The 26064-nt window shown below is 47.5% G+C and carries 26 protein-coding genes and 5 tRNA genes; all 31 read left to right on the top strand.

Going from position 1 to position 26064, the window contains the following annotated elements; translation table 11 throughout:
* The first annotated feature begins 72 nt into the window (after window positions 1-72).
* Window positions 73-1848: a GspE/PulE family protein gene (locus WD312_04110; protein ID MEX2564268.1), complete on the top strand. Its 1776-nt coding sequence runs from the start codon at window positions 73-75 to the stop codon at window positions 1846-1848.
* Window positions 1849-1945: 97 nt separating this feature from the next.
* Window positions 1946-2344, top strand: a complete 399-nt coding sequence (locus WD312_04105; protein ID MEX2564267.1) for a response regulator — start codon at window positions 1946-1948, stop codon at window positions 2342-2344.
* Window position 2345: 1 nt separating this feature from the next.
* Complete coding sequence (locus tag WD312_04100) at window positions 2346-3410, top strand: type IV pilus twitching motility protein PilT (protein MEX2564266.1); 1065 nt, start codon at window positions 2346-2348, stop codon at window positions 3408-3410.
* Window positions 3411-3455: 45 nt separating this feature from the next.
* Complete coding sequence (locus WD312_04095; GenBank protein ID MEX2564265.1) at window positions 3456-4673, top strand: type II secretion system F family protein; 1218 nt, start codon at window positions 3456-3458, stop codon at window positions 4671-4673.
* A 433-nt stretch (window positions 4674-5106) separates the two neighbouring features.
* A complete protein-coding gene (locus WD312_04090; protein ID MEX2564264.1) occupies window positions 5107-5523 on the top strand; it encodes a type II secretion system protein in 417 nt (138 codons plus the stop codon).
* Window positions 5524-5611: 88 nt separating this feature from the next.
* A complete protein-coding gene (locus WD312_04085; protein MEX2564263.1) occupies window positions 5612-6463 on the top strand; it encodes a prepilin peptidase in 852 nt (283 codons plus the stop codon).
* Between the two features lie 181 nt (window positions 6464-6644).
* Window positions 6645-7238 carry a prepilin-type N-terminal cleavage/methylation domain-containing protein gene (locus WD312_04080; protein ID MEX2564262.1) on the top strand — a complete coding sequence of 198 codons (594 nt, stop codon included), beginning with the start codon at window positions 6645-6647 and terminating at the stop codon, window positions 7236-7238.
* Window positions 7239-7253: 15 nt separating this feature from the next.
* On the top strand, window positions 7254-7838 hold the full coding sequence (locus tag WD312_04075; protein MEX2564261.1) for a hypothetical protein: 585 nt from the start codon (window positions 7254-7256) through the stop codon (window positions 7836-7838).
* Window positions 7839-7847: 9 nt separating this feature from the next.
* Window positions 7848-8411, top strand: a complete 564-nt coding sequence (locus WD312_04070; protein ID MEX2564260.1) for a prepilin-type N-terminal cleavage/methylation domain-containing protein — start codon at window positions 7848-7850, stop codon at window positions 8409-8411.
* Between the two features lie 2 nt (window positions 8412-8413).
* Complete coding sequence (locus WD312_04065; protein MEX2564259.1) at window positions 8414-9673, top strand: vWA domain-containing protein; 1260 nt, start codon at window positions 8414-8416, stop codon at window positions 9671-9673.
* 35 nt (window positions 9674-9708) lie between these two features.
* A complete protein-coding gene (gene ligA / locus WD312_04060; GenBank protein ID MEX2564258.1) occupies window positions 9709-11733 on the top strand; it encodes an NAD-dependent DNA ligase LigA in 2025 nt (674 codons plus the stop codon).
* Between the two features lie 5 nt (window positions 11734-11738).
* Complete coding sequence (gene gatC / locus WD312_04055) at window positions 11739-12038, top strand: Asp-tRNA(Asn)/Glu-tRNA(Gln) amidotransferase subunit GatC (protein ID MEX2564257.1); 300 nt, start codon at window positions 11739-11741, stop codon at window positions 12036-12038.
* Window positions 12031-13422 (top strand): Asp-tRNA(Asn)/Glu-tRNA(Gln) amidotransferase subunit GatA, encoded by a 1392-nt coding sequence (gene gatA, locus WD312_04050; GenBank protein MEX2564256.1) that lies wholly within the window; start codon window positions 12031-12033, stop codon window positions 13420-13422. Before gatC ends, gatA begins: the two co-directional genes overlap by 8 nt.
* Window positions 13423-13427: 5 nt before the next feature.
* A complete protein-coding gene (locus WD312_04045) occupies window positions 13428-14108 on the top strand; it encodes a hypothetical protein (GenBank protein ID MEX2564255.1) in 681 nt (226 codons plus the stop codon).
* A 56-nt stretch (window positions 14109-14164) separates the two neighbouring features.
* Window positions 14165-14235 (top strand) — tRNA-Met (locus tag WD312_04040).
* A 180-nt stretch (window positions 14236-14415) separates the two neighbouring features.
* Window positions 14416-14673 (top strand): GIY-YIG nuclease family protein, encoded by a 258-nt coding sequence (locus WD312_04035; GenBank protein ID MEX2564254.1) that lies wholly within the window; start codon window positions 14416-14418, stop codon window positions 14671-14673.
* A gap of 262 nt (window positions 14674-14935) precedes the next feature.
* A tRNA-Met gene (locus WD312_04030) sits at window positions 14936-15007 on the top strand.
* 128 nt (window positions 15008-15135) lie between these two features.
* The gene (locus tag WD312_04025; GenBank protein ID MEX2564253.1) at window positions 15136-15747 is read left to right on the top strand and encodes an LAGLIDADG family homing endonuclease; all 612 of its coding nucleotides are present in this window, start codon (window positions 15136-15138) and stop codon (window positions 15745-15747) included.
* Window positions 15738-15811, top strand: a tRNA-Asp gene (locus tag WD312_04020). The genes WD312_04025 and WD312_04020 overlap by 10 nt, the downstream gene beginning before the upstream one ends.
* Before the next feature lie 98 nt (window positions 15812-15909).
* Window positions 15910-16098: a hypothetical protein gene (locus WD312_04015; protein MEX2564252.1), complete on the top strand. Its 189-nt coding sequence runs from the start codon at window positions 15910-15912 to the stop codon at window positions 16096-16098.
* Between the two features lie 66 nt (window positions 16099-16164).
* On the top strand, window positions 16165-17163 hold the full coding sequence (locus WD312_04010; GenBank protein ID MEX2564251.1) for a HAMP domain-containing sensor histidine kinase: 999 nt from the start codon (window positions 16165-16167) through the stop codon (window positions 17161-17163).
* Between the two features lie 100 nt (window positions 17164-17263).
* Window positions 17264-17917, top strand: coding sequence for a tRNA pseudouridine(55) synthase TruB (gene truB / locus WD312_04005; GenBank protein ID MEX2564250.1), 654 nt, complete (start codon window positions 17264-17266; stop codon window positions 17915-17917).
* 36 nt (window positions 17918-17953) lie between these two features.
* Window positions 17954-18550 (top strand): hypothetical protein, encoded by a 597-nt coding sequence (locus WD312_04000; protein ID MEX2564249.1) that lies wholly within the window; start codon window positions 17954-17956, stop codon window positions 18548-18550.
* A 564-nt stretch (window positions 18551-19114) separates the two neighbouring features.
* A tRNA-Thr gene (locus tag WD312_03995) sits at window positions 19115-19187 on the top strand.
* Between the two features lie 504 nt (window positions 19188-19691).
* A complete protein-coding gene (locus tag WD312_03990) occupies window positions 19692-20603 on the top strand; it encodes a PCRF domain-containing protein (protein ID MEX2564248.1) in 912 nt (303 codons plus the stop codon).
* 88 nt (window positions 20604-20691) lie between these two features.
* The gene (ftsE, locus tag WD312_03985) at window positions 20692-21372 is read left to right on the top strand and encodes a cell division ATP-binding protein FtsE (protein ID MEX2564247.1); all 681 of its coding nucleotides are present in this window, start codon (window positions 20692-20694) and stop codon (window positions 21370-21372) included.
* A gap of 33 nt (window positions 21373-21405) precedes the next feature.
* Window positions 21406-22341 carry a permease-like cell division protein FtsX gene (locus WD312_03980; protein ID MEX2564246.1) on the top strand — a complete coding sequence of 312 codons (936 nt, stop codon included), beginning with the start codon at window positions 21406-21408 and terminating at the stop codon, window positions 22339-22341.
* A gap of 49 nt (window positions 22342-22390) precedes the next feature.
* The gene (locus WD312_03975; GenBank protein ID MEX2564245.1) at window positions 22391-24049 is read left to right on the top strand and encodes a CTP synthase; all 1659 of its coding nucleotides are present in this window, start codon (window positions 22391-22393) and stop codon (window positions 24047-24049) included.
* 100 nt (window positions 24050-24149) lie between these two features.
* Window positions 24150-25124 (top strand): DUF4349 domain-containing protein, encoded by a 975-nt coding sequence (locus tag WD312_03970; GenBank protein ID MEX2564244.1) that lies wholly within the window; start codon window positions 24150-24152, stop codon window positions 25122-25124.
* Window positions 25125-25129: 5 nt separating this feature from the next.
* Window positions 25130-25789 (top strand): DUF2238 domain-containing protein, encoded by a 660-nt coding sequence (locus tag WD312_03965; GenBank protein MEX2564243.1) that lies wholly within the window; start codon window positions 25130-25132, stop codon window positions 25787-25789.
* 203 nt (window positions 25790-25992) lie between these two features.
* Window positions 25993-26063, top strand: a tRNA-Gln gene (locus WD312_03960).
* Window position 26064: the final 1 nt, after the last annotated feature.

The raw sequence follows: 26064 nt of genomic DNA, 5'->3' as shown, positions 1-26064 counted from the left end.
GGGCCGAATAGATGAAAGTAGTGTGTTGGAATGAAATGTAAAATCAGTCTCGTTCGGGGACTTACTGAATGTATGGAATTCCTAGACTTTGTCGCACAACAGCAAGATTTTGACGAGTCCGCGCTTCAAGCTATTCGCCAACAAGCGAAATCAGCTGAAGGGTCTCTTGACGGTGCGTTGGAAGCGCATGGACTGAGCGTAGATCAGATCCGTAAACTCAAGGAAGAGTTTTACGGTATTTCTTCGTTTGTTATTGATGAGGACGACGAGATACCTCACGACATACTGAAGTACATACCTGAAGAATCGGCTTCATATTACCGGGTTATACCACTATCGTTACAAGATCATACACTTACGATCGGTATTGTTGACCCAAACAGTATTGAGGCACGCAATGCACTGAACTTTATCTCATCAAAACATGGCCTCGAGTACACGTTTGTGGTGATCACGTATCAGGACTTTCTCAACGGTATTGAGTTGTACGGTGGTTTAAGTGGTGAGGTAACTGACGCTCTTTCTGATTTTGAGGGAGAAATATCCGGTTCAGTGAGTGAGGAAGATGAACAATCGGTCGAAGCGCCTCACGACCAAACAGGGGAGCTGGCTGATGGAGGAGAGATCAAGAAGAGCGACACTGTTTCTACCGGCGAAGGAACCATTGTTGAGGATGCTCCGGTAACAAAGATCGTCGCTACTATTTTACGATACGCGACTGACGGTGGAGCGTCTGATGTCCATATTGAGCGCACTCGTGACAATATTCGCGTACGTTTTCGTGTTGATGGTGTGCTCAATACCAGTTTAATGTTGCCAACAAAAGTACACGCTGCGGTGGTGGCTCGTATCAAGATACTTTCAAACATGCGTTTGGATGAAAAGCGCAAGCCCCAGGACGGCCGTTTCTCTGCAAAGATAGAAGGACGTCAGATCGATTTTCGTGTTTCAACATTTCCGGCGTACTACGGTGAAAAGGTGGTGATGCGTATCCTCGATCGAGATAGTGGCATACGAAAACTGCAGGAGATCGATTTGCGCGAACCGCATATGAAGATGATCAAGGATGCAATGAATGCGCCGTTCGGTATGATCCTTATTTCCGGTCCGACCGGTTCGGGTAAAACGACTACGCTCTACGCCATGCTTGATATGATCGATCGAGAGAAAAAGAACGTTCTATCACTTGAAGATCCGGTTGAGTACAACGTAGACGGCGTAAGTCAGTCTCAGATCCGGCCGGACATTAACTATACGTTCGCGAACGGTTTGAGAACTGCTTTGCGTCAAGATCCGGATGTGATCATGGTCGGTGAGATCCGTGATAAGGAAACCGCGCAGCTCGCGATCCATGCGGCGCTTACCGGGCACCTCGTACTTTCAACGATCCACACGAACAACGCGATCGGTATTATTCCACGCCTTGTTGATATGGGTATTGACCCGTATCTTATCGCGCCGACGTTAATACTTGGTATGGCTCAGCGACTGGTCTCCACAATGTGTTCCGGTGCCGGCAAGCCGATACCGATCGAAGGGAGTATCGAAGTAATGCTTGAGAAACAGTTTACTGATCTGCCTGAGGAATTTCACAATGTTCTGCCGACAACCGGGAATGTGTATGAGGCAACAGCGACATCTGATTGCCCGACCGGGGTTAAGGGTCGAACAGCGGTTATGGAGATGTATAAAATGACCAAAGAAATAGAAGATGTGATCCTTAATGATCCAAGTGAGAATGCTATTTACGACATAGCGCGAAAGCAGGGCATGCTTACCATGAAAGAGGATGCTATTATAAAGGCAATGGAAGGTAAGATACCGTTCGAAGAAGTAAATACTTTGTAAGTAAGTGACCGGCCATGAGATGGAGGAGAAGATAAAACTTCTCAACAGGTGTTACATCTAAAGAGTGATATACTAATACCATAATTATTTTGTACGTATGAGCGACGATTCTTCTCAAAAATCATTACTTATCGTTGACGACGATGAATTTCTCGTCAACATGTATGCCACGAAGTTTGAAAAGGCCGGCCACTCGGTTGAAACGACAACCAGTTCAGAGCAGGCGCTCGGTAAGCTGCGTGACGGGTATTCGCCGGATATCATTGTGCTCGATATCATTATGCCGAATATTGACGGCCTCGAGCTTCTTGAAGTTATAAAAAATGAAAAGCTTGCACCGAATTCGATCGTGATCATGCTCACCAACCAGGGAGGTGATGAACAGATCGACACGGCAAAGAAGCTTGGTGCGGTGGGTTACATTGTGAAGGCTACCAGTATCCCGTCTGAGGTTGTAGAAAAAGTAATGGCGATCTCCGCTAAACACAGTACGTAATATGGCTATGAACTACGAAAAAGAACTTGATGATCTGGTGAATATCGTTCTCAAGGAAGACGGGTCAGACATCCACTTTTCTGAAGGACGTGCGCCTGTTGTTCGTGTCGCGAGTTACTTGAGTATTCTTGACCGACCAAAGCTAAGTGCCGCGGACATTCGAGGATTGGCTGACCAGATGCTCTCGAGTGACCAGAAGGAGCGACTTATAAAAGATCGTTCTGTTGACTTTGCTTATGGTCATACTGAGAAAGCTCGATTTCGTGGCAATGCCTTCTTCCAGCAAGGGCAACTTGGTATAGCGCTTCGACTTATCCCTCAGGATATACGCACGCTTGAGGAGCTTGGTCTGCCGCCAACGCTTAAAAAGTTCGCAGAAAAGAAGCAGGGGTTCTTTATCGTAGTAGGTCCGACCGGCCACGGAAAGAGTACGACGCTGGCCAGTCTCATCGAGATGATCAATCAAAATCGTCTCGAACATATTATAACGATCGAGGATCCGATCGAGTACGTGCACACGCCGGCTAAGTCCATTATCGATCAGCGTCAGATCGGAGAGGACGCGCGATCGTTTTCAACCGCATTGAAACATGTTTTTCGTCAGGACGCCGATGTGATCATGGTCGGGGAGATGAGAGATCGAGAGACTATGGCGACGGCCGTGACCGCCGCTGAGACCGGGCACCTCGTGCTTTCAACGCTCCACACGAACAACGCCTCGCAAACCATTGATCGTATCATCGACAGTTTTCCATCTGACCAGCAAGGGCAGATACGATTGCAGCTTGCCGGATCGCTTGCGGGTATCTTCTCTCAGCGACTTCTGCCAACGGTGTCCGGCGGGTTGGTGCCGGCGTATGAGTTGTTGATCGCCAATAGTGCGGTGGCTAACTTGATTCGAGAGGGTCGAACTCACGAGATCAATACGGTTATCGAGACCGGTGGTGCGGAAGGCATGATAGACATGAACCGCTCACTTGCCGAACTTGTTAATTCGGGTGAAGTGGCTATCGAGGATGCGTATAACTTCACAACTGACCCGAAGGCGCTTGAGCGACTGCTCTAAAGGATCGTACCACTATCAAAGATATTTTAACGCTTACGTACAACTATGCTTTTTAAATACCAAGCACTCGATACTGACGGTAATCGAAAGAACGGTAATATCGATGCGCAGGATCGAGATGCCGCGATCAATGCGCTCCAGCGACGTGACCTGGTTATTACCTCGATCGAGACCTCGAGCGGACAGGGCGAGGGTTCGTCAGTACTCCAGCGAGAGATCAAATGGTTTGAGCGCGTGACACAAAAAGAAGTTGTGGTGCTTTCTCGTCAGATGGCAACCCTGTTCAATGCGCAGGTTTCAGCGCTTCGAGTTTTTCGATTGCTCGGTAGTGAGGTGCAGAATAACAAGCTGCGCCGAGTAATGGATCAGATAGCGGATGATCTCCAAGGGGGAAGCACAATATCCGAAGCATTGTCGAGGCACCCGAGCGTCTTCTCGAGTTTTTATGTGAACATGGTCAAGGCGGGCGAGGAGTCAGGCCGTCTTGATGAGATCTTTACTCACCTGGCTGATCATATGGACCGGATGTACGAGATCAATGCAAAGACCCGTAATGCCTTGGTGTATCCAAGTTTCGTTATTGTGGTCTTTATCGGGGTTATGGCGCTGATGTTCACGACCGTTATTCCGCAGATAAGTGTGATTCTTGAGGATGTCGGTCAGGAGCTACCGATCTATACGAAGATCGTTCTCGGGGTGAGTGACTTCTTTGCTAACTTCTGGTTCTTTATTTTAGTTACGCTTGCGGTTGTCGGTGTGATCGGTTGGAAGTATGTCCAGACACCCGCAGGTCGAGCGCGATACGATCAGTTTATTTTAGATATTCCGTATGTAGGCGATCTCATCCAAAAGCTTATTCTGGCGCGTATCTCAGACAACCTTAATACTATGCTCATTAGTGGTATTCCGATGGTACGAGCGCTCGAGATAACGAAGGACATTGTTAAGAACGAAGTGTACGACAAGATACTTGTCGATGCTATCGAAGATGTTCGTGGTGGTAATGCGCTTTCGTCTTCGTTCTCTCAGTACGAAGAGATGCCGGGTATTATGGTGCAGATGATCAAGGTAGGTGAGGAGACCGGAGAGCTCGGTAGCCTTCTCAGCACACTCTCAAAGTTTTACGAGCGAGAAGTGAACAACGCGGTTGATAACCTGGTTAGTATGATCGAGCCGATCATGATCCTTGTCCTCGGGCTCGGTGTTGGTGTGCTTCTGGCAGCGGTACTGATGCCGATCTACAATCTTGCTTCCGGATTCTAGGGTTACTGAAAAAGAAGTTTTGAGCTGTGTGCCAAAACCGCCTCGTCATTGTGACGGGGCGGTTTTGTTGCGATTCTGTAGTCTACAAAGCGCAGTTGAGCGAGACATTAAAATGTTTGTGATGAATGGTGAAAAAAGAGTGTACTTATCCACATTATAATTGTGAGCCTTTGTTGCAGTACGGTATAATAACAACAGGCCAAATTGACCGGTCAATACTGCGCAGTGCTTGTCCTCCCGAGTGTTCTTGTTTCTTGTAATGCTTTAACATAAAGCATCGTACGACAGGGAAGATAGAGTGCGTTTCGGAGGGGAAGGCACTACGCAAACGATGAATACAATCGATTGATGCACCAAGTTAAGGAAAAGAAGCAAAGCAAGAGAAGTGTTGAATGAGTAGAAGAGAATTATTAATACGTAAGATTATAGCTATATGAAGACGATTCAATCACGAGGTTTTACACTGATCGAGCTCTTGGTGGTAATTGCCATCATTGGTATCCTTTCAGCTGTTGTACTTGCCTCACTTAACACGGCCCGAGACAGTGCCAATGATGCTTCAGCAAAGACATCGCTTTCGCAAATGCGTGCAGAGGCTGAGATTTATTACAGCACTAATGGTGACTATGAAGAGGTTTGTACCGCTGGAACTGACCCGCACGATCTGTATGTAGCTGCTGGCAATGCTGCAAACGCTGCGGATACGTGTAACGTTGCAACAGATAACAGTGCTTGGGCGGCATCGATTGACTTAACAGAAGGGGAATATTTTTGTGCTGACTCTACTGGCCAGTCAGGTCCAGCAGCAGCAGCTTTAGGTTCAGCTACAGAGTGTACTATCAGCTCCTAATCTGAATAATAGAAGTAAAAACAACCCGCCTTGGCGGGTTGTTTTTGTTTGTGCATAATGTGATCGCGGGACATGCTACAATGTGTTCATGTTAGAAATTATTATCGCGCTGGCGATCCTTCTCCTTGGTTTTATTGTTGGAAGTTTTTTGAATGTAGTGACCTTGCGGTATAACACCGGTCGGTCATTTGTCACCGGCCGATCGATATGCTTCGCCTGCGGCAAGCTTATCCGCTGGTTTGAGAACGTGCCGGTACTAAGTTATGTTCTTTTGCGCGGTGCGTGTCGTGGCTGCAAAAGTAAAATATCGCTCCAGTATCCGCTTGTGGAACTTGTCACCGGCCTCTTGTTCCTTGCTGTCTGGCTGACGCTTTCAGCAAATTTTCAATTTCACATTTTCAATTTTCAAACACTTGCTCTTACCGTTTTAGCTCCTACTCTTTACTATTTCGTTATCTTTTCCCTGTTGGTGGTGATTTTTGTCTACGATCTGCGCCACAAGATCATTCCGGACGTGTTTTCGTATTCGTTTGCCGGCCTGGCGCTCGCCGGTCTCCTTGTGGCCGGTTCCATGAGTGGGTTTGATACTGCTTTCTGGCTCGATCTGGCCGCCGGTCCGCTTCTGTTTCTGCCGTTTTGGGCGCTATGGTATTTCTCCGGCGGGACCTGGATGGGGCTCGGCGACGGCAAGCTCGCGCTCGGAATCGGTTGGTTTCTAGGTCTTGCCAGCGGTGTTTCAGCGGTTGTTCTTGGTTTCTGGATCGGTGCGACAGTAGCAGTTATACTGCTGGCGCTTCAACAGCTTCATGTGAGCTTGCCAATCATTGGCGGCAAACTCGGCTTGAAGAGCGAGATACCGTTCGGCCCGTTCCTGATCATCGGTATCATTATTCAGTCCTTCTTTGAATTTGACCTTCTGTCACTCTCGTTGCTTTTCTGATGGTTTTGTTTTGACCACAGTCCGGTCGGTGAGTGGCTGTAGGAGTTGTGGTTATTTTTTAAAAAAATCTTCAAATAATTACTTCAAAAATATCAGTGCTGTGCACAGCTTAGACTCAAAAGTATTGTATACTTAGATAATAAGAAGCCGTAACTATTTCTTCGGCCACGCTAATCACATTATGAGTTATTATTTTTATTCAGGCGTGTCACGGTCCAGTGAAGGATTTACCCTTGTAGAGGCGGTTATTTCAATAGGCATAATCGCGGTCATTGCCAGTGTGGTGTTGTTTGATCACGGAGAGATCACTGAAACTACTACAACTCGCGGGATCATAGAACGTATAGATGTTCATTTGCGCGAAGCGCAGGTGAAGGCGACCGGGTCAATGGGTCATAACGGAGATTATTCGGTCGGCGTCGGGCTTTATTTTGTTAACGAGTCTGACCGGTACGTGTATTTCGCTGATGATGATGGGAGCGATAATATTCACGTAATTGCAAATAATTTTGTTTATGATGGTGGGGATACTGAAATAAGCACAGAGAATATCGGAGGTGGTAGTGAATTTTCTTTATGTGCAGGCACAGGACCTGGCTCATGTGGCAGTGTAAATGAATTGAATATCGTATATCTTCGACCTGAGCCGGGACCAAGGATCACCGATGATGCCGGTGATTCGTATGAGTATGCCGAGGTTACGGTAGAGGGGTCTCGTACCGATGCATATAAAACACTTAGGGTGTATTCAACGGGCCGAACAGATATAGAGTAAAAGTAAATTGGTTTTATGCATAGAACTTCACTCAAATACAGCAAGAGTCATCAAGGCGTTACGCTTGTGGAACTCATGGTTTCCCTCGGTGTATTTATTCTCGTGGTCTTTATTGCTGTTTCGGCGTTGCTTGCTTTAATGGCAGGTGGAGGCGGGGTGGAAGCTGATCGAAAGATACTTGATAGCATGTCTATTTCGCTTGCTGATATGCAGCGTACGATTCGAACCGGAAGACTGTATCGATGCGATCAGAATCTTCAGTTTACAAGCGGTAATTTAGAGCCGAGCGGGGACTGCTCTAATTCAACAGAAATTTCATTTGAGACCATAGAAGGTGACCACATCATTTATCGTCTTAGTAGCGATGGCGTGATCGAAAAAGCGAACGTTGCAGCAGGGGCCCCAATAGTGTTTGCCCCGCTTAGTCCTAGCAACGTAACCGTAGAAACCCTTACCTTTGATGTGTATGGATCTGTGCCGGACGATGAGGTCCATGCTCGGGTTCTTATATCATTAACAGCAACGATCAATAAAGACGGAAAGAATGAAGAATATATCCGACTTCAGACAACCGCCAGTCAGCGTTCCACCGACCTCTAATTTACTCGTATGATACATACAAAAAAACATTCAGCCACAGTGAGATCCGGATTCTCTCTTATTGAGGCGTTAATCGCAATATCAATATTAGTTATTGTAGTGGTTGGTGCTATGGCACTTGTGGTCACGACAGGAAAGCAAGTTGAGTTCTCGACAGAGCGAGTCGAAGCGACGTTTCTTGCTCAAGACGCGGTAGAGTATGTTATATCGAAGAAGCAACAAAATGTGATCGATAGCAGTAGTGATTGGTTGTTTGGATTTAAGGATTGCCTTGTTTCAAGTTGTGGAGTTGACTCCACGGATAATGGCGGGATAGGTAACGGCAACAATAAATATGTGGCAGATATGTGTGGCGGTAGCTGCGATCCTCTTCAGTATAATGAGAATACGAAGCGGTTTGGATACGGTTCCGGCTCTGGTTGGGAGGAAACGAAATATACACGTGTCGTTGATCTCGAGAAGATCGGCGGCGATGAAGCACGTCTTACAGTAACGGTTTCGTGGGAGTCTCGCGAGACAGGGCAGACAGAAGAATTCGTGCTTAAAACAAATATATTTAATACCAAACTGTAAGTATGATCACGTATTTCTTTAAAAAAGTGATGGAGAAAGACCGGGGCATTGCCCTTCTTATTGCGCTTGTGATCGTGTCAGTGGTAACAGTAGTGTCGGCAACGTTGGCGGCGGTCTCATTTCGTGAGGTTCGGATCTCGACAGGAGTCAGCGAGTCGATGAAGGCGTTTTATGCACAGGAAGCCGGTACGGAGTGTGCGAGGCACTGGGCTTTGAAAGGTAATGACTATTTTCGCCCCGGAGGAGAAAGTTCGATCGAATGTAACGATGAGTCTCATTCTATAAACACCTCTTCCGGACTTCCGAGTCAGTCCAACTTTTCTTTTGGGTATAGTGATCCCTCATCTGAAGTAGAAGTTGAAGTGACTCGAAATGTGGTCGAGGGACCGATAAAAGATATTACGATCCATTCATTTGGATATAATGCCCCGGCTGGGTCAGCCCGTCGGTCGCAGTGGTTTCGGGAAACAGATATTTATGGGATTTGTCAGGAAACACCTGATTTTATGCTTACCGTTGACCACTCCGGTAGTATAAGTAGTTATTATCACAATCGTTATGATGGTGGAATTGACTGTGATGCTGATGGGGATCAAAAATGTGAGCTTGAAATTATGCGCGATGCAATGAATGAATTTATAGCTCGGATGATGCCAAACCCGTCAGGTAATAAAGTGAACATGGGTCGCGTCGTTTTTGGTGGCTCTTCAAAAGCAGATCTGAGGAAGGATTTGAATGACGTAAAAGAACAAATACCTTCTAGTGAAAGTAAGCTAAATGGAAATACTCCGATAGGCCCAGCTGTTACTCGAACAAAGGATGAATTCGATGATAACGGAAGAGTGCCTGCAAGCGAGTATCCTGATTATATGATCTTGCTTACTGATGGTGCACCGAACCATTCATTGCCCGGCGAGGATGCGGGATCTCTCGATAACCTGAGGGAGTCTGAAGAAGCGATCGAAGAAATAAAGGATGTAGGAGTTGATGTTGATGTTATTGTTTTTGCGATCGGTTTAAATGACAATAATAGTTGCACTGGATACACCGAGATTGATGACGCTGGAAATTCTACAGGATATGATGTTGATGATCCGGAAAACTGTGGTGAATGGCTTGATAAGGTGGTGGCAGGTGATAGCAGTAATACTGATCACAGTACACCGGCCCCGTTTTATTACGTGCCTATCGATGATTTTGAAGGGGTCAGTGACGCCTTTGGTAATATTGGCACTTGTGTAACGCCACAGGTCGATAAATAGCCAATTCCTCTCCTCATATAGTACACTGGAGCCATATGGCAACGTCTCAAAAGGTTCCCCAGAAAACCCGGGAGCGGTATGAAAAACTTAAAAAATCCGTGCAGGAGCATCGGTATAACTACCACGTGCTTGACCGGGATACGATCTCACCCGAGGCGCTCGACAGCTTGAAAAAAGAGCTAGCGGATATTGAGAAGGAATACCCGGAGCTGATCACGCCGGATTCACCGACCCAGCGCGTGGCCGGTGAACCGCTTGAAGGATTCACAAAGGTTGAACATAAAATTCAGCAGTGGTCGTTTAATGACGCCTTCTCAGATGACGAGATGCACGAGTTTGATGCACGCGTAAAACGAATGCTCAAGGATAAACTTGGGAAGAGTGTGGAGCCGACTTATACTGTTGAGCTGAAGATCGATGGGTTTAAGGTGGTGCTTGAGTATAAAAAAGGATCACTTACGGTCGCTGCAACTCGGGGAAGCGGAAAGGTTGGCGAAGATGTGACACAGAATGTGCGCACGATCGAATCAATACCGCTCAAGCTTCAGCGTGACGTAGACATTATTGTTGAAGGGGAGGTGTGGATGGGTAAATCATCGCTCGAGCGATTGAATACGACGCGGGTGAAACATGACCTGGAGCCGTTTGCCAACCCGCGCAATGCTGCAGCTGGCTCGATCCGTCAGCTTAATCCGCAGATCGCGGCCGAGCGCGACCTTGATTGCTTTGTTTATGATGTTGCCTGGGCGGACGCGAATATTCCAGACACGCAGTATGAGGAGTTAGAATTTTTGCGTGATCTTGGATTTAAGGTTAATACTCACTTCACGCTGTGCAGAAGCATTGATGAAGTTATTGAATACTGGGAGAAATGGAAAGATGCAAACGGAAAGATGGACTATCTTATCGACGGCGTGGTGGTGAAGGTGAACGAGAAAGAGTATCAGGACGCTCTCGGCCACACCGGCAAGGCGCCACGCTTTGCAATTGCCTTTAAATTTCCGGCCGAACAGGTAACGACGGTGGTGGAAGACGTTAAGTTTCAGGTTGGGAGGACCGGTCGGATCACACCGGTGGCGGTCTTGCGACCGGTTTCTGTTGCCGGCACGACGGTCTCGCGGGCTACGCTGCATAATGAGGACGAGATCGATCGTCTGGATGTGCGTATTGGTGACACGGTAGTGATCCAAAAGGCCGGTGACATAATCCCGCAGATCGTTCAAGTGCTTCCTGAAATGAGAAACGGAAAAGAGCAGGTGATACAGTTTCCAAAAAAGATCGAAGCATGTGGCACAGACGGCTCTATCGAACGTATTCCCGGCGAGGCGGCGTATCGCTGCAAAGATAAAAAGTCCGGCGTACTCCAGGAGCGCAAGCTCGAACACTTTGTCTCACGCGCAGCATTTAACATCGATGGGCTTGGGCCAAATATTATTAAAGCGCTTATGGAAGCGAATTTAGTTTCAGAAGCAGACGATCTTTTTACTCTCGAGAAAGGTGACCTGCTGGAGCTGGAAGGGTTTAAGGAAAAGTCGGCCGAGAACCTTCTCAAAGCGGTCAGTGCGGCAAAAACTATTTCCCTGGATAGGTTCTTGATCGCGCTCTCGATCCCGCATGTCGGTGGCGAGACCGCATACGATGTTGCACAGCATTTTGGCTCGCTCAACAGCGTTCGCAACGCCTCAAAAGAAGAACTGGACCGGGTAGACGGCATCGGGCAGGTGGTAGCGGAATCGCTTTCTTCTTGGTTTGCCGATCCGAGTGATCAGGCGCTGGTCGATCGTCTTCTCGAGCACGTGATGATCGAGAGCGTCAAACAGTCTGACAACACTGCACTTGCCGGAAAAACGTTTGTTCTGACCGGCGAGTTGGAGTCATTGACACGCGGAGAGGCAGGACAGGCTATTAAAGACCGGGGCGGAAAAGTGGCAAGCTCAGTTTCAAAAAACACCGACTATGTTGTTGCCGGCAATGAACCCGGGTCAAAGTATGCAAAAGCCTTAGAGCTTGGCGTCGCGACATTAGATGAGAAGCAGTTTAAAGATATGCTACAATCGTAATATCTATGGATAAACCAGATATTGATAACTTGGCTCAGCTCGCACGGCTTGAGCTTACTCCTGAGGAAAAAGACCGGTACGAGAGCGAGCTCGTGGATATTTTGCAGTACGTTGAGCAGGTGCAGGAGGCGGTCGGAAATGTTGATGACCTCACTCCTTCGTTTGATGAAACAGATGTAAAGAATGTTATGCGTGAAGACACTGACCCTCATGATACCGGCGCACACACGAAGGATCTGCTTGGCGAAGCACCACGAACTAAAGACGGATACGTACAGGTAAAGAAGATTTTAAATAATGACTAAAACAGACCAGCTTACAATACAGACAGCGGCGGGCAAAGGAGATGATTGTCGAAGCGCTATCGCCGATCAGAACACCGAGCTCAACGCGTTTTTGGAGGTATACGAAAACGTTGATCGCACGGGGTCTGGTGGTGCGTTGAGTGGTGTGCCGGTTGCGTTAAAAGACAATATGCTGGTCAAGGGAGAGAAGGTCTCAGCCGGGTCAAAGATGCTTGAAGGATATACGGCCACCTACGACGCGACCGCAGTTGAAAAACTGCGTGAGGCCGGTGCTGAATTGATCGGGCGAACTAATATGGATGAGTTCGCAATGGGGAGTTCGACTGAGCACTCGGCGTTTGGTCCGACTAAAAACCCTCGGGCGCTCTCGCGGGTGCCGGGTGGTTCATCTGGTGGATCGGCCGCTGCCGTTGCGGCCGGCCTGGTGCCGGTGGCACTTGGTTCAGACACCGGTGGATCAATACGACAGCCGGCAAGTTTTTGTGGCGTGGTCGGGCTCAAGCCAACCTATGGTGCGATCTCACGTTACGGCCTGATTGCGATGGGCTCATCGCTTGATCAGATCGGTCCGATCACGAACACGGTTGCAGACGCGGAAACTGTATTCAACGTTTTGCGTGGGCGTGATAAGAAAGACAGCACGACGCTTTCTGACGAGGTGTACGCACAGAATGAGGAACGCGTGCCCGCCCAAGGCGGGTCCGCCTCTGGCGGAGGGGTGATCGGCGTGCCGTGGAATGTGATAGACCAGGAGGGTGTAGACAAGTCAGTAGCTCAAAATATGAAGCAGTCAGTCGAGCGACTTAAGGAGCTTGGCTATACTATTAAAGATATCGAGTTACCCAAATTCGCCTATGCGTTGTCGGTGTACTACATTCTGATGCCGGCTGAGGTTTCCTCAAACCTCGCTCGCTTTGATGGGGTGAAGTATGGTCTGGCCGCGGAAGGGAGCGATATGATCGATGATTATCTAAAGACGCGAGGTGCCGGGTTCGGAAGCGAGGTTAAGCGTCGGATCATGCTGGGAACATACGTGCTTTCGAGTGGATACCATGACGCATACTATCGAAAAGCGCTTGCGACACGTAACGCGATCCGAGACGAGCTCAATGAAACCTTTAAGAGTGTGGACGTGATCGCTACACCGACCACTCCGACCCCGGCGTTTACATTAGGTGAGAAAAGTAGCGACCCGCTGGCAATGTATATGGCCGACATATTTACGGTACCGGCAAATGTCGCCGGAAATCCGGCGCTCACTGTTCCGTCCGGAGTGGTGCGGGAAGGAGAAGATGAGCTGCCACTCGGGCTTCAGCTTATGGCACCAAATACTCAAGAAGGCAGGTTGTTTGCGGTGGGTAAGAAGTTTTTAGGAGAATCATAAATAGTATGCCTGACGGAGATCAAAAAAAAGAAGGAGGAAGTCCTCGGCAAAATCAGCGAGATCCGATCGTCTATGCAGCAGCCGCGATCTTTATTCTATTGTTTGTTGCCGGAGCAGTGCAGCAGATCACAAGCTGGGCAACTAATATTGGCGCGATCGAGTTTTTCCAGGTGGAAGTTATGGGGCTCTACATAAACGTGCTGCCGCTGCTTCAGATCCTGTCGATCGTTTTCTCTGCTGTCTTGGTGGCAGTTATCATTGTTATCAATAGAAAAATAGCAGTTATTCGCATGAAAGAAAAAGAGAGGTACCAGCCGATCGATGAAAGCGGCTCGCTCTTAAGTAGTTTGACTGAGAAGGCGCCGGATCTCACAAACCCGCGATGGAAGAAAGTTCAGGAATTTGTAGAGTCAGAGAACCAGAGTGACTGGAAGCAGGCGATCCTAGAGGCGGATATTATGCTTGAGGAGATGCTGGCGCACATGGGCTATGTCGGCGCAGGAGTAGGCGAGCGCCTGCAGCAGATCGAACACAGTGATTTCCCGCCGCTTGAGGCGGCTTGGGAAGCGCACAAAGCGCGTAATATTATCGCTCATGAGGGCGCGTCATACCAGCTTACTCTTCGGGAAGCTCGTCGGGTGATCGACCTGTATCGCCAGGTCTTTGAGGAGTTTCATTATATTTAGGGTCTAGAATAGCGCTCTTGACTTATCCCTGTATTTGTATAGGGTGTATAGGTGTATGCGGGGTGGAGTAACAGTAACTCACGAGGCTCATAACCTCGGGACTCAGGTGCAAATCCTGACCCCGCAACCGCGTAAAGAAAATAATAAACCCGACGTGTTTACGTCGGGTTTATTATTTTCACGCGGCTTCGCAAGAAGACGCGAAAATTACGGTAGTAATTTATTATGCGTGTCACGTAGGAACGAAGTGACTTTACGTGACCGGTACCTTTTATTGCCGTAAGTAAAGTTACGATATAATTTGTTCATGTATTGGATTTATATTTTAGAGAACATTGATGATGAAAGTTGGTATATTGGATATACAACAAATCTCAGAAGACATGTAGATGAACACAGTTCTGGGAAGGGTGGACAAACAACGAGAAGAAAATACGGATGGATACTTATCTACTGTGAGGGATATAAACATCAGGATGATGCAAAGGGTAGAGAACGTTATTTGAAGAGTGGTTCAGGGAGAAAATATTTGGAAGAACAGTTGCGCAATTATTTAAATAAGTAGGGATCTTTTAAGGTGTTTTGTATTGAGAAAAGTGGTAAGGTTTGGTATCGTTACGAGCGTTGCCGGGGGAAGGAAGTTTGCCTAGAGGTTGCCGAGGTAAGGAAACCTTGCCCCGGCGGCACTCGAAGATAATGCGAGATCCTGTCTGTCTATCGGCAGACGAGCAAAGCTCGCTGACTTCATGAGTGTAAAAAGAAAAGTAGAACTTTACTTTTTACACTCATTTGTCAGCCTACAGGCTCTCGCGCAACACTTTTCATTTGCCGGGGTAGTTCAATGGTCAGAACAGAGGACTCATAAACCTCAAACGGTGGTTCGACTCCACCCCTCGGCACAAAATAATGCTGATCGAAATTTGTTGAAATGCGGTGGTTAGTACTATACCCTGTAACGCGTTATACTGGACAAATGCCCGTTTACAGAACACTTGATCATAATTTCTTTAAGACATGGTCACCTGACATGGCGTATGTGCTCGGCTTTTTTTGGGCAGATGGGACGCTAACTATCAATCCTCGTGGTGGACATTACTTTGTACTAGAATCAAAAGATAAAAAATTACTAGAACAGATTCAAAGTAGTATGGGATCTAATCATAAGCTTACAAAACGCATACATAAAATTAATAAGGCTATTGCTTACCGTGTTCAGATTGGTAGTAAGAAAATGTGCCAAGATCTAATGCGTTATGGAACCGGGACTCAGAAGACATTCAGATTAGAGCTTCCACGCATTCCGAAAAATTATTTTAATGATTTTTTAAGAGGGTATTTTGATGGGGATGGGCATGTGTGGTCGGGCTTAATGCATAAAGAACGCAAGACATCCCTTTATGTAGTTCAGGCTGGATTTACTTCCTGTTCGTATGGTTTTTTAGAATCATTGAAAGAAAAATTGCAAGAGAAAGGGTTAATTGGTAGTCTGGTTAAGGTTAACAATGCTTCAGCTTTTCGATTGCAATACTCTACGAAAAGCAGTAAGATGTTACACAACCTGATGTATAGTAATAGTCAGTCGCTATGTCTCAGGGGTAAAAAGATAAAATTTTGTCAAAAGTTGAAGATGCGGTCGTAGATCAACTGGTTAGATCGCCACCCTGTCACGGTGGAGGTTGCCGGTTCAAGTCCGGTCGACCGCGCAGTATTTAAAAAGACTAGCTAAGGCTAGTCTTTTTAAATACAAGCGGGCGAAGCAAGCAAACTGCTTTGCTTGCGTCCGACTTGAACAAGCGGAACCATGTCTCGAATACCTGGAGAGACAGGTGAGCTCGGGGAGGAAGTTCTTAGTGATCGAGCCGTTTTAAAAAATGGCGAGGAGCTTAGAAACTTGACCCTCGAGTCCGGTCGGCCGCGCAAAATGACAAAATACCAGCCCTTGGCTGGTATTTTGTTTTTGCTCAAACAACCGGTCAAGGAGGTGTACTAACTAAGTGGTGGATAGCGCGGCAGATGTGAATTTCTTGCTGTTGTATTGTGATATCATTATGAGTACATGGCTCTTTCTGATTCTGGTCAGCAACAAAGTTGGCAGCACACAACTCGTGTTCGGGTAGAAGTGATCATTCTTTTTATAGGAGTGGTGGCAAACATGACCACTGCTTTTTTGGCAGCGACCTGGGGTGATTTTGATGTTCCATATTTCGGAGAATATATTGATGTATACGTGACCTTACAAGGTCTTTACATCGCGCTTATTCTTGAAGGGGTTATTATAGCGTTGGCGTCAGCAGGTCTGATGTATAAGAGCATTAAGATCGTGTATGATCTTCAGCAAAGCAAGCGTGAAGTACGTGACCTCTCTGAGCTTGAAGAGGTGAGAGAGATGTTCATTCACATGGCTCAGCACCGACTAAAAACTCCGTTGTCCGGAATTCGTTGGGCGCTAGGAATAATCAAGTCAAGTCAGCGCCTCAATGAAGAAGAACATGACTTAATTGAGAAGAGTACTGAAAAAATAAACGACGCTAACGATTTGATAGAAAAGCTCCTTAAGATGCACCAATCTGATCTGAGCTCATTCGAGCTTTCTCAAAAGAAGGATCAGATCGATATAGCACAGTTACTCAAAGAGATCGTTGACGATCTTGATTATCTGGCGCAAGAAAAGAATACCAAGGTTGATTGCAAGTGTTCTTCATCCTCTATTATTATTGCCGGGGAGAAACATGTGCTAACGAGTGCGCTTACGAATATTATTGATAATGCGATCCGCTACACACCTCATGGTCAGGTAACTGTTATGGCTAAGACCGCTGAAGACGGGGTGAAGATAATCATCGCCGATAACGGTATTGGTATCTCGACGATCGAACAGAAACACATTTTTGAACGTCACTATCGAGGGAAGAATGCACGGGCGATCGATCGGCATCAAAGCGGAATCGGGCTTTATTTGGCGCAACAGGTAATCGGCTTGCACGGCGGGCACATAGAGCTAAGTTCTGTTGAGACAGAAGGAACCACGTTCACTATTACGCTTCCACAAGAATAGAGGAGGGTCGCAATAACGTATACGCCGCAAAGCCCAGACCCTCCGCCAACCACTTTTTGGCGTATACGTTATTACTCAGGAAAGTGGAGATAACAAAACTATGTCAGATATACCTGAATCGATCTATCTTATTGATAAACCTATTGGAATCACTTCCTTTGACGTGATCCGGCGACTTCGCAAAAAGGTAGGGATACGCAAAATGGGGCACGCCGGCACGCTTGATCCGATGGCGAGCGGGCTTTTGATCGTCGGTGTGGGTAGCGAAGGGACCAAGCAGCTTGAGAATTTTCTTAAGCTTGATAAAACATACCAGGTAGTGGCTGAGCTCGGTGTTCGTACTGATACCGGAGACCAGGAAGGAGAGGTGGTTGAAAAGATCGACGTTGTGGAGTCGTTTAGTGCGGAGGATATTCAAAAAGTATGTGATCAGCTAACAGGCGTAACAGACCTACCGGTGCCGATCTATTCAGCGGTCAAGGTGGGCGGTGAGCCGTTGTATAAGAAGGCGCGCCGAGGTGAAAAGGTGGACCCTCCGGTCCGAGCCATGAAAGTGTATAGTCTGAAATTGAACACGGTGTTTAAAAACGAGGGAAGCACTTTTCTTGATCTGACAATGGATGTTGCAAGCGGTGTATTCGTGCGCTCGGTAGTAGAGGCGATCGGACGAGGGCTTGATGTGCCGGCAACGACGACGAAGTTGCGGAGAACACGGATCGGAGAGTTTAGGGTGGAAGATGCGGAAAAAATATAGTAGAATACCTTATGTAGAAGGTAAAGCTCTACCAAAATGATATCCAAAGAAAGGCTTCAGGACTTATACGAAACTCAGAAGAGATCATCTGCGGAAATAGCTAGCGTTTTAGAATGTTCTGAAAATAAAGTTAATTACTGGATTAGAAAGCATGGAATAAAGAAACGATCGATCTCTGATGCTGTGTACGCACGACTGAATCCAGACGGTCACCCGTTTACCATTAGGGTGGCAAGGGATATAGATGATGAGAAATTATATGGCTTGGGAATGGGGTTGTTTTGGGGAGAGGGTACCAAGAGATCAAAGCATGCGGTCCGGTTAGGAAATACTGACCCCGACCTTATACGTGTTTTTCTACTTTTTCTTGAAAGAATTTGCGGCGTAGATAGATCAAAAATAAAGTTCGGTCTTCAGATCTTTAGTGATATGAATAAAAATAAGGCGCTTGAGGTGTGGGTAGACAGGTTAGGGGTTAAAAAATCACAGTTTCAGAAAGTTATTGTGACTCCTGCTCGAGGCGTCGGTAATTATAAGCAAAAAACTAAGTATGGTGTTTTAACTGTTTATTTCAATAATAAATATTTAAAGGAGTATATAGACGGCGAAATTGAAAAGTTGCGGGAAATGTAATAGGATTAGAAACGTTCTTTATTTGGTTGAATAGAGATAACTTGCCAAGATAGCTCAGTCGGTAGAGCACACCCATGGTGAATCGTATTTGCCTGCCGGAGAGGAAACTCTTCGGTGAAATCCGAATAACGGTTAAAGGTCTCTATACAGGCTCAGACCGTGGCATTCATTACATTGATCAACGAAGGCCCGAACGACTGACAAGGATGGCTACGTTCCGCTCTGCGTGCAGGACGGGATACGTCAAAGATACAGTCTAGTCCCCTTATACGTATAGAAGAAAAGAAGGGGTGTAAACGAAGGGTGAGGTCGCGGGTTCGATTCCCGCTCTTGGCTCACGAAGCGAAGCGGAGTAGCAAAGAGAGAAAGCGAACTGCTTCGCTTTTGTCGGGATGAGAAAGGTGGAGCCACGTCGCACGGAGCGGAGCGAGTACGACAGGCGAGCCCGGCCAGGAGGCACTTAGTGAACGGCGCATCCGCCGGTAGGCGGAGAGCAGTGGAGCTTAGTGACCTGACGGCGATTCCCGCTCTTGGCTCAGGCAGGTGAGAGGGGTAATGCTTGGCGCCACCCTAGCTCAGTTGGTAGAGCAACACACTCGTAACGTGTAGGTCGGCGGTTCGATTCCGCCGGGTGGCTCACGAACAACGTGAGTGAGACAGCCGAGTAGGCGCACTGCTGCGCCTGCGGCGGATGAGAAAGGCGGAGCCATGTCTCGAATGCCTGGAGAGACGGGCTAGCCCGGGTAGTGAGAAGCGAGATGCGCAAGCTTCGCAAGACTTAGCGATGAAGACCGATGGAAGTGGAGTGTTTTTGAAAAGTGTTCCGCCGGGTGGCTCACGAACAGGAAGACGTGATAGACTACTTCAAGCCTGTTGTTTTAAAGGAATGGACGCCGGAGGGAGTGCCGCCGTACGGCGGGCGCTCAGGGAGGATGAGGGTTCGGAGCATTCTCTCCTTCCTTTCGTTGCCATGGCGACCTCCGGCGGATATTCACCCCACCTATGCGTGCGCATAGGTGGGGTTTTATTTTAGCTGAATGATAATGGCTGAGTACATAAAATATTAGAGTTATATTAGAGTTAACTCTAATATTTTTAAGAAACCTGTTGAACACGCTTTAACCCTGTTATAATCACTCGCATGCAACATGAGGAGAAAAACATTGAGGATATGAACGCTGATGAACTTAAGCAGTCCATCGACGAGATCGAAGCGCAGATGAGCGATGCCAGTTTTTGGGAGCAGAAGAAAAAGGCTGATAATGCAATGAGCGACCTTAATAGGCTAAAGTCACAGCTATCGAAGGTAAAGAGTCAGGAGGTAAACTATGACGAGTATGAAGCTATTCTGACGGTCTTTTCCGGTGCCGGCGGGGATGATGCCGAAGACTTTGCCCGCATGCTTCTTGAGATGTACCAAGGGTACGCCCAAAAGCAGGGCTGGGGGACAATTGTTATCCATCAGAACACAAATGAACACGGAGGATATAAGAATGTATCGATTGAGATCCAGGCAAAAGGATCATACGGCAAACTCAAAAATGAATCCGGCGTACATCGTATCGTGCGCATCTCGCCGTTCAATGCAAACAAGCAGCGACACACAGCCTTTGCGATGGTCGAGGTGATACCTAAATTTAAAACACCGAGTGAGTTCCAGTTGCCGGAGGATGAAATAGAAGTGGAATTCGCGAAATCAAGCGGTCCCGGGGGTCAGAACGTTAACAAGCGTGAGACCGCGGTTCGCATGACGCATGTGCCGACCGGTATATCGGTTCATGTGGATGGAGAGCGGACTCAGCACGCAAACCGCGAGCGAGCCCGTCAGCTTTTAGCCGGCAAGCTTCATCGGAGGCTTGAGGAGGAGCGCCAGTCAAAGGAAGAGGGTATGTATGTGTCTAAAACGACGGACGCAGAATGGGGGTCTCAGATCCGGTCATATGTCCTTCATCCGTATCAATTGGTAAAGGATCACCGGACCGATACGGAGGTGCGTGATGTAGAAAGCGTGCTTGAAGGCGGTATTGAGCCGTTTATTGAGGCAGGAATATAGCTTTTGGTCCGGGTGTGTGTACACGTCGCTGACTATGTTATACTAGGTCTTGTATTAGCGTGTGGTAACTGTGGGAGACGTGTATTCCATGATCCAATTCGATAACATATCCAAACACTATCCGGATAATTCGGTGGCACTCGAGGATGTTTCGTTCTCGGTTGAGCCGAAGGAGTTCGTTTCCGTTGTTGGCCATTCCGGTGCCGGGAAAACAACACTTCTGAAGATGTTGCTTGCTGAAGAGAGTCCAAGCAAAGGGAAAGTGTTGATCAGCAACACGAATATTCACGCGCTTCATCCGAGAGAGATGAATGCGATGCGTCGAAATATAGGTGTGGTGTTTCAAGATTTCCGCCTTCTGCCTCATAAAAATGTATATGAGAATATAGCGTTCGCTATGGAAGCGGCGGGTCGACCGGACGAAGATATTGAAGCGGATGTGCCGTATGCTCTGGAACTCGTCGGTCTTGAGCGAAAAATGTGGGGGTTTCCTCATGAACTCTCCGGTGGCGAAAAACAGCGTGCTGCGATCGCTCGAGCTATTGTGAACCAGCCGGATATTGTTATTGCTGACGAGCCAACCGGTAATCTTGATCCGGAAAATACCTATGAGATCGTTCAGATACTGAAAAAGATAAACGAGCTCGGCACTCTCGTGTTTCTCACTACGCACAACACCGGAGTGATCGATGCACTGGAAAATAGAGTGATCACAATGAAAGAAGGACGGGTTATCCGAGATGATCGGGAAGGGAAATATGATATTTAATTGAGGCTTAACTTTATATAAACAATCTCATTCATGGAACAGTTCACCACAGCGATTCGCCGTATTGTCCGCTCAGGATTTCATAATTTCTGGCGCAACGGTTTCGTTTCTCTCGCATCTATCTTGGTCATGGTCATCACCCTCTCGGTCCTTGCCGGTACGCTCTTTGGAAGTGAGATACTCACCTCAACGCTGAGGGAGATCAGCGCCAAAGTAGATGTTAACGTGTATTTCCAGACCGATGCCGAAGAGGAGGAGATTCTGGCGATCAAGGAAAAGCTTGAACAGCTTCCTGAAACAGATGTGGTTACGTACACCACGCGTGAAGAGGCATTAGCAGCTTTTGAAGAGCGCTATCAGAATGACCAGACAAAACTCGCTGCTCTCGAAGAGCTTGATGAGAACCCGTTGCGGGCGTCGCTTAATATTACTGCAAAAAATCCTTCCCAGTATGAAGGCATAACGGCCTTTCTTGAGGGAGAAACAGGCGTTCTTTCTGACCGGCAGACATCGGTCATTGCCAGTACGAATGAGCAGCAAAAGGAGGTGGTTATCAGTAGGTTGAGTAACATACTTAATACTGCTGAGCAGCTTGGTATTATTATTATGACTGCGCTTATTGTTCTGTCGATCATTATTACATTCAACACGATCCGACTAGCTATTTACATTTCACGCGAAGAGATATCGGTAATGCGTTTGGTTGGTGCTAGTAAAACCTATATTCGTGGTCCGTTCGTGGTGAGTGGCATGCTCTACGGGGTTATTGCTGCGGTTGTTACACTGGCGCTGTACTTCCCGCTAACATACTGGCTCGCCGGCTTTACGGAAGAATTCTTTGTCGGCTTTAACATTTTTGGATATTATCTTTCTAACTTTGGTGAGATCTTTCTTTGGGTGGTCTTTGCCGGGATCGCCATTGGGGGAGTCTCGAGTTATTTGGCGGTGAAGCGATATTTACGAGTATAAAATAGTACGTTGCGGAGCGGATGCGCGTGACAGAATGTGATAGAAACGTATGTCAAAAAAAGAATCACCAAAATATATATTTGTTGTTGGAGGAGTGATGTCCGGAGTGGGAAAAGGTGTTACGTCATCATCGATCGGAACGATAATGCAGGCGCGCGGTTTTGATGTCACTGCGCTTAAGATCGACCCGTACATCAATATTGATGCGGGCACTATGAACCCCACCGAACACGGTGAGGTTTTCGTTTTAAATGACGGTGATGAGTGCGATCAGGATATGGGGAACTACGAACGCTTTCTTGATCTTGATCTCTCACGTATCAATTACATGACCACCGGTCGGGTGTATCAGGAGGTGATCCGTAAAGAGCGTAATTTGGGTTACAAGGGGCGCAATGTTGAAGTTGTACCGGATGTGCCGGAAGAGGCGATCCGACGTATTAAAAAGGCAACTGAAGAAGCGAAAGCCGATGTGACTATCGTCGAGATCGGAGGAACGATCGGAGAGTACCAGAACATTCTGTTTCTTGAAGCCGGACGTATGATGAAGGTAAAGCATCCGGATGACGTGATGTTTGTGATGGTCAGTTATTTGCCTATTCCGTCAAAAGTGGGAGAGATGAAGACTAAGCCGACGCAGTACGCCGCGCGTAGTTTGAATAGTGTTGGTATTCAGGCGGATATGATCATTGCTCGATCGGACGAACCACTTGATGATAAACGTAAAAAAAAGATCGCGACATTTTGTAATATAGATGAAGAGCGAGTCATATCGGCGCCGGATATTGAAAGCATCTATGATGTGCCGGTTAACTTTGAGCGCGATAATCTTGGTGCTATCATTTCTGACCATCTCGGTCTCAATCATCGCAAGAAGAAGACCAATCTGACTAAGTGGAAATCTTTTGTAAATAAAAGCAAAAAAACCGATAAAACAGTTGATATCGCTGTGGTGGGCAAGTACTTTGATTCTGGTGACTTTGTTCTCTCAGATGTATATATCTCGGTTCTGGAGGCGATTAAGATATCCGGGTACCACCAAAAAATAAAGCCAAAGATCCATTATGTAAGCTCTGAGATATTTGAAGGGAAAAGTGGCAAAAAGAAGCTTCAGCAACTTAATAAATACGACGGCATCTTGGTGCCTGGTGGGTTCGGTACACGCGGTATTGAGGGAAAGATCAACGTGGTTGAATACGCTCGCAAGCACAAGATACCGTACTTTGGGCTCTGTTACGGCATGCAGATCGCCGTGATCGAGTATGCTCGCAATGTATTGGGCATACAAGGCGCCACAACCGCTGAGATGGATCCTGATGCCGAGCATTGCGTGGTGGACATTATGCCGGAACAGAAAGAGCTGGTTGCTAAGAAAAATTATGGTAATTCGATGAGACTCGGTGCGTATCCGGCAGTGTTAGGAAAAGGGACTATTGCTCGCGGGGCATATAAGTCAGACAAAATATCTGAGCGCCATCGTCACCGTTACGAGATTAATCCTGAATACGTAGAGCAGATAGAAGAGGGAGGCTTGGTCTTTTCCGGAAAATCACCCGACGGGCGTCTTATGGAGATAGCGGAACTTCCGAAGAGCGAGCATCCGTTCTTCTTGGGTGCGCAGTTTCATCCGGAATTTCAAGCACGTCCGCTCGCACCGCATCCGTTGTTCAGTGAGTTTATAAAGGCCGCGACCGAGAACAAAAAGTAGTGGTTGCTTTATTGTTAACGTTGCAGTCCACACAACGAGCAAGGTTTTGGTGTTAAAACGGGGTACAATGAAATGAGTCATAAGTTAACCCAAAACACGTATGCCAGCAACAAAGCAAACAAAGCCAGGTGTTATTACTCGTAGAAATATTTTCCTGGCGGTAATTGGGGTATTGGCTCTCGTGTTTGTGGTAGGTGTGGTGGCGAACATGATCAACTCGTCTTCGTCCTTAGGCTTAGGTATTTCTAATGATACCTCCTCCGCCCCTGGTGTTGCAGAAGAGCAGTACGCAAGGGATTTTGATGAGAGCGGTGCAGGGGAGAATATAAAGAGTGATGGTAGCGTGGCCGATGTAGAGGAGCGTAAGATCATCCAGACCGCAGATCTCTCGCTGATCGTTGGAAGCACAGAAGACGCTATAGATCAGATATCAGGAATCGCCACACAGGCGGACGGTTTTGTCAGTAGTGTAGATGTATTTGAGACGAGCGATAACAAAAAGCATGGCCAGATAACATTGCGGATACCGTCTAGTGCTTTCGATCAAAGCGTTGTGTTAATTAAAGATCTAGCAGTAACTGTAGAAAGAGAGCAGATAAATGCACAGGACGTAACGGAAGAGTTTGTTGACCTCGAAGCGCGACTTCGAAATCTAGAAGCGACGGAGGAGCAGTACGTAGCGCTTTTGGAGCAGGCGACGGACGTTGAAGACGTGCTTGCCATCCAGCGAGAGCTGTCTAATGTCCGGCAAGATATTGAGCGGCTCGAAGGGCGGATTCAGTATTTGAGCCGTCAGACTGACATGTCTACGATTCGGGTTTCGCTCGTCTCTGAAGCCGACGTAGAAATATTTGGGGTGACATGGAGCCCTGTTAACGAAATAAAAGAAGGTCTGCGGACGCTGTTGAGCGAGCTAGTGAGTTTCGTGAATTTCCTTATCGCGCTGATCTTTTTCTTGCCGGTACTTCTTCTTTGGATCGTACTTATTGGCGTAGTGGCGGGTAGTATCTGGAAGGTTGGGGTATGGATCAAGCCGTGGGTTGTGAACAGGTGGGGGAGCGGATCTAATAAATAATACATATGTTGAACACACTTCATGAGCATAGCTGGGTCGTTCTTTTTACCCTTGCGTACATTTTTGGTGCGTCGGTGTATTTTGTAGCGATCGGGGACTACGAGTTTCTTTGGTATGTAGCTGTACTGGTCGTTATTGCCGGGGCAGTGGCAGGCACATTGCACCGGTCACGTTTTGACAGCGTGATCCTCTGGGGTCTTTCGATCTGGGGCCTTTTGCATATGGCCGGCGGTGCGGTGCCGGTCGGCAACGGTATTCTCTACGGACTGACACTTGTTCCTCTTATTGATGCGGGAAACGAGCTGGTGATCCTCAAATATGACCAAGTCGTGCATTTCTTTGGCTTCGCGGTGGCAACGTTAGTGGTCTACCATCTGATCCGGCCGTATCTGGCAGGGCAGGTCAACTGGCCGATCATCTTATCTGTAGTAGTCCTTGCCGGGATGGGGCTGGGAGTTCTCAATGAGATCGTTGAGTTCATCGCGGTGCTTGCTATGCCGGAAACCGGTGTTGGCGGATATAACAACACCGTGCTTGACCTGGTCTTTAATATGTTCGGTGCCGCTGCTGCGGTGGCGTACCTTGTGCTGGATCGAGAAGAGCGGGTCTATGCTCACCACGGGATGGTGAGCCGCATAAAATCATTCTTCCACCTTACGGAGTAGTTGTCGGGTTGAATAGACGCGTGTTTTGCTGTATCGTACACATCACTTGCCCGGTCGTCTAATGGCAGGCTCCCGATTTCTTAGTTTCGAAGCGCAGCGTAGAAACTGTAGAAATCGCAGTGCATGAGAGCGAAGCGAGTCGCAGTCCGCAACGGAGTTTGGTAAATAGAGTAAGGTTGTATGTGGTGTAGAATGTAAAGTATTGCCCGGTCGTCTAATGGCAGGACGACGGCTTCTGGCGCCGTTAATCGGGGTTCGAGTCCCTGCCGGGCAGC

The organism is Candidatus Paceibacterota bacterium, from assembly GCA_040905715.1.
GTDB lineage: Bacteria > Patescibacteriota > Minisyncoccia > Phycocordibacterales > CSBR16-193 > JBBDHZ01.
The sequence above is the reverse complement of the archived record's forward strand: the minus strand, read 5'-3'. Positions and strand labels throughout refer to the sequence as shown.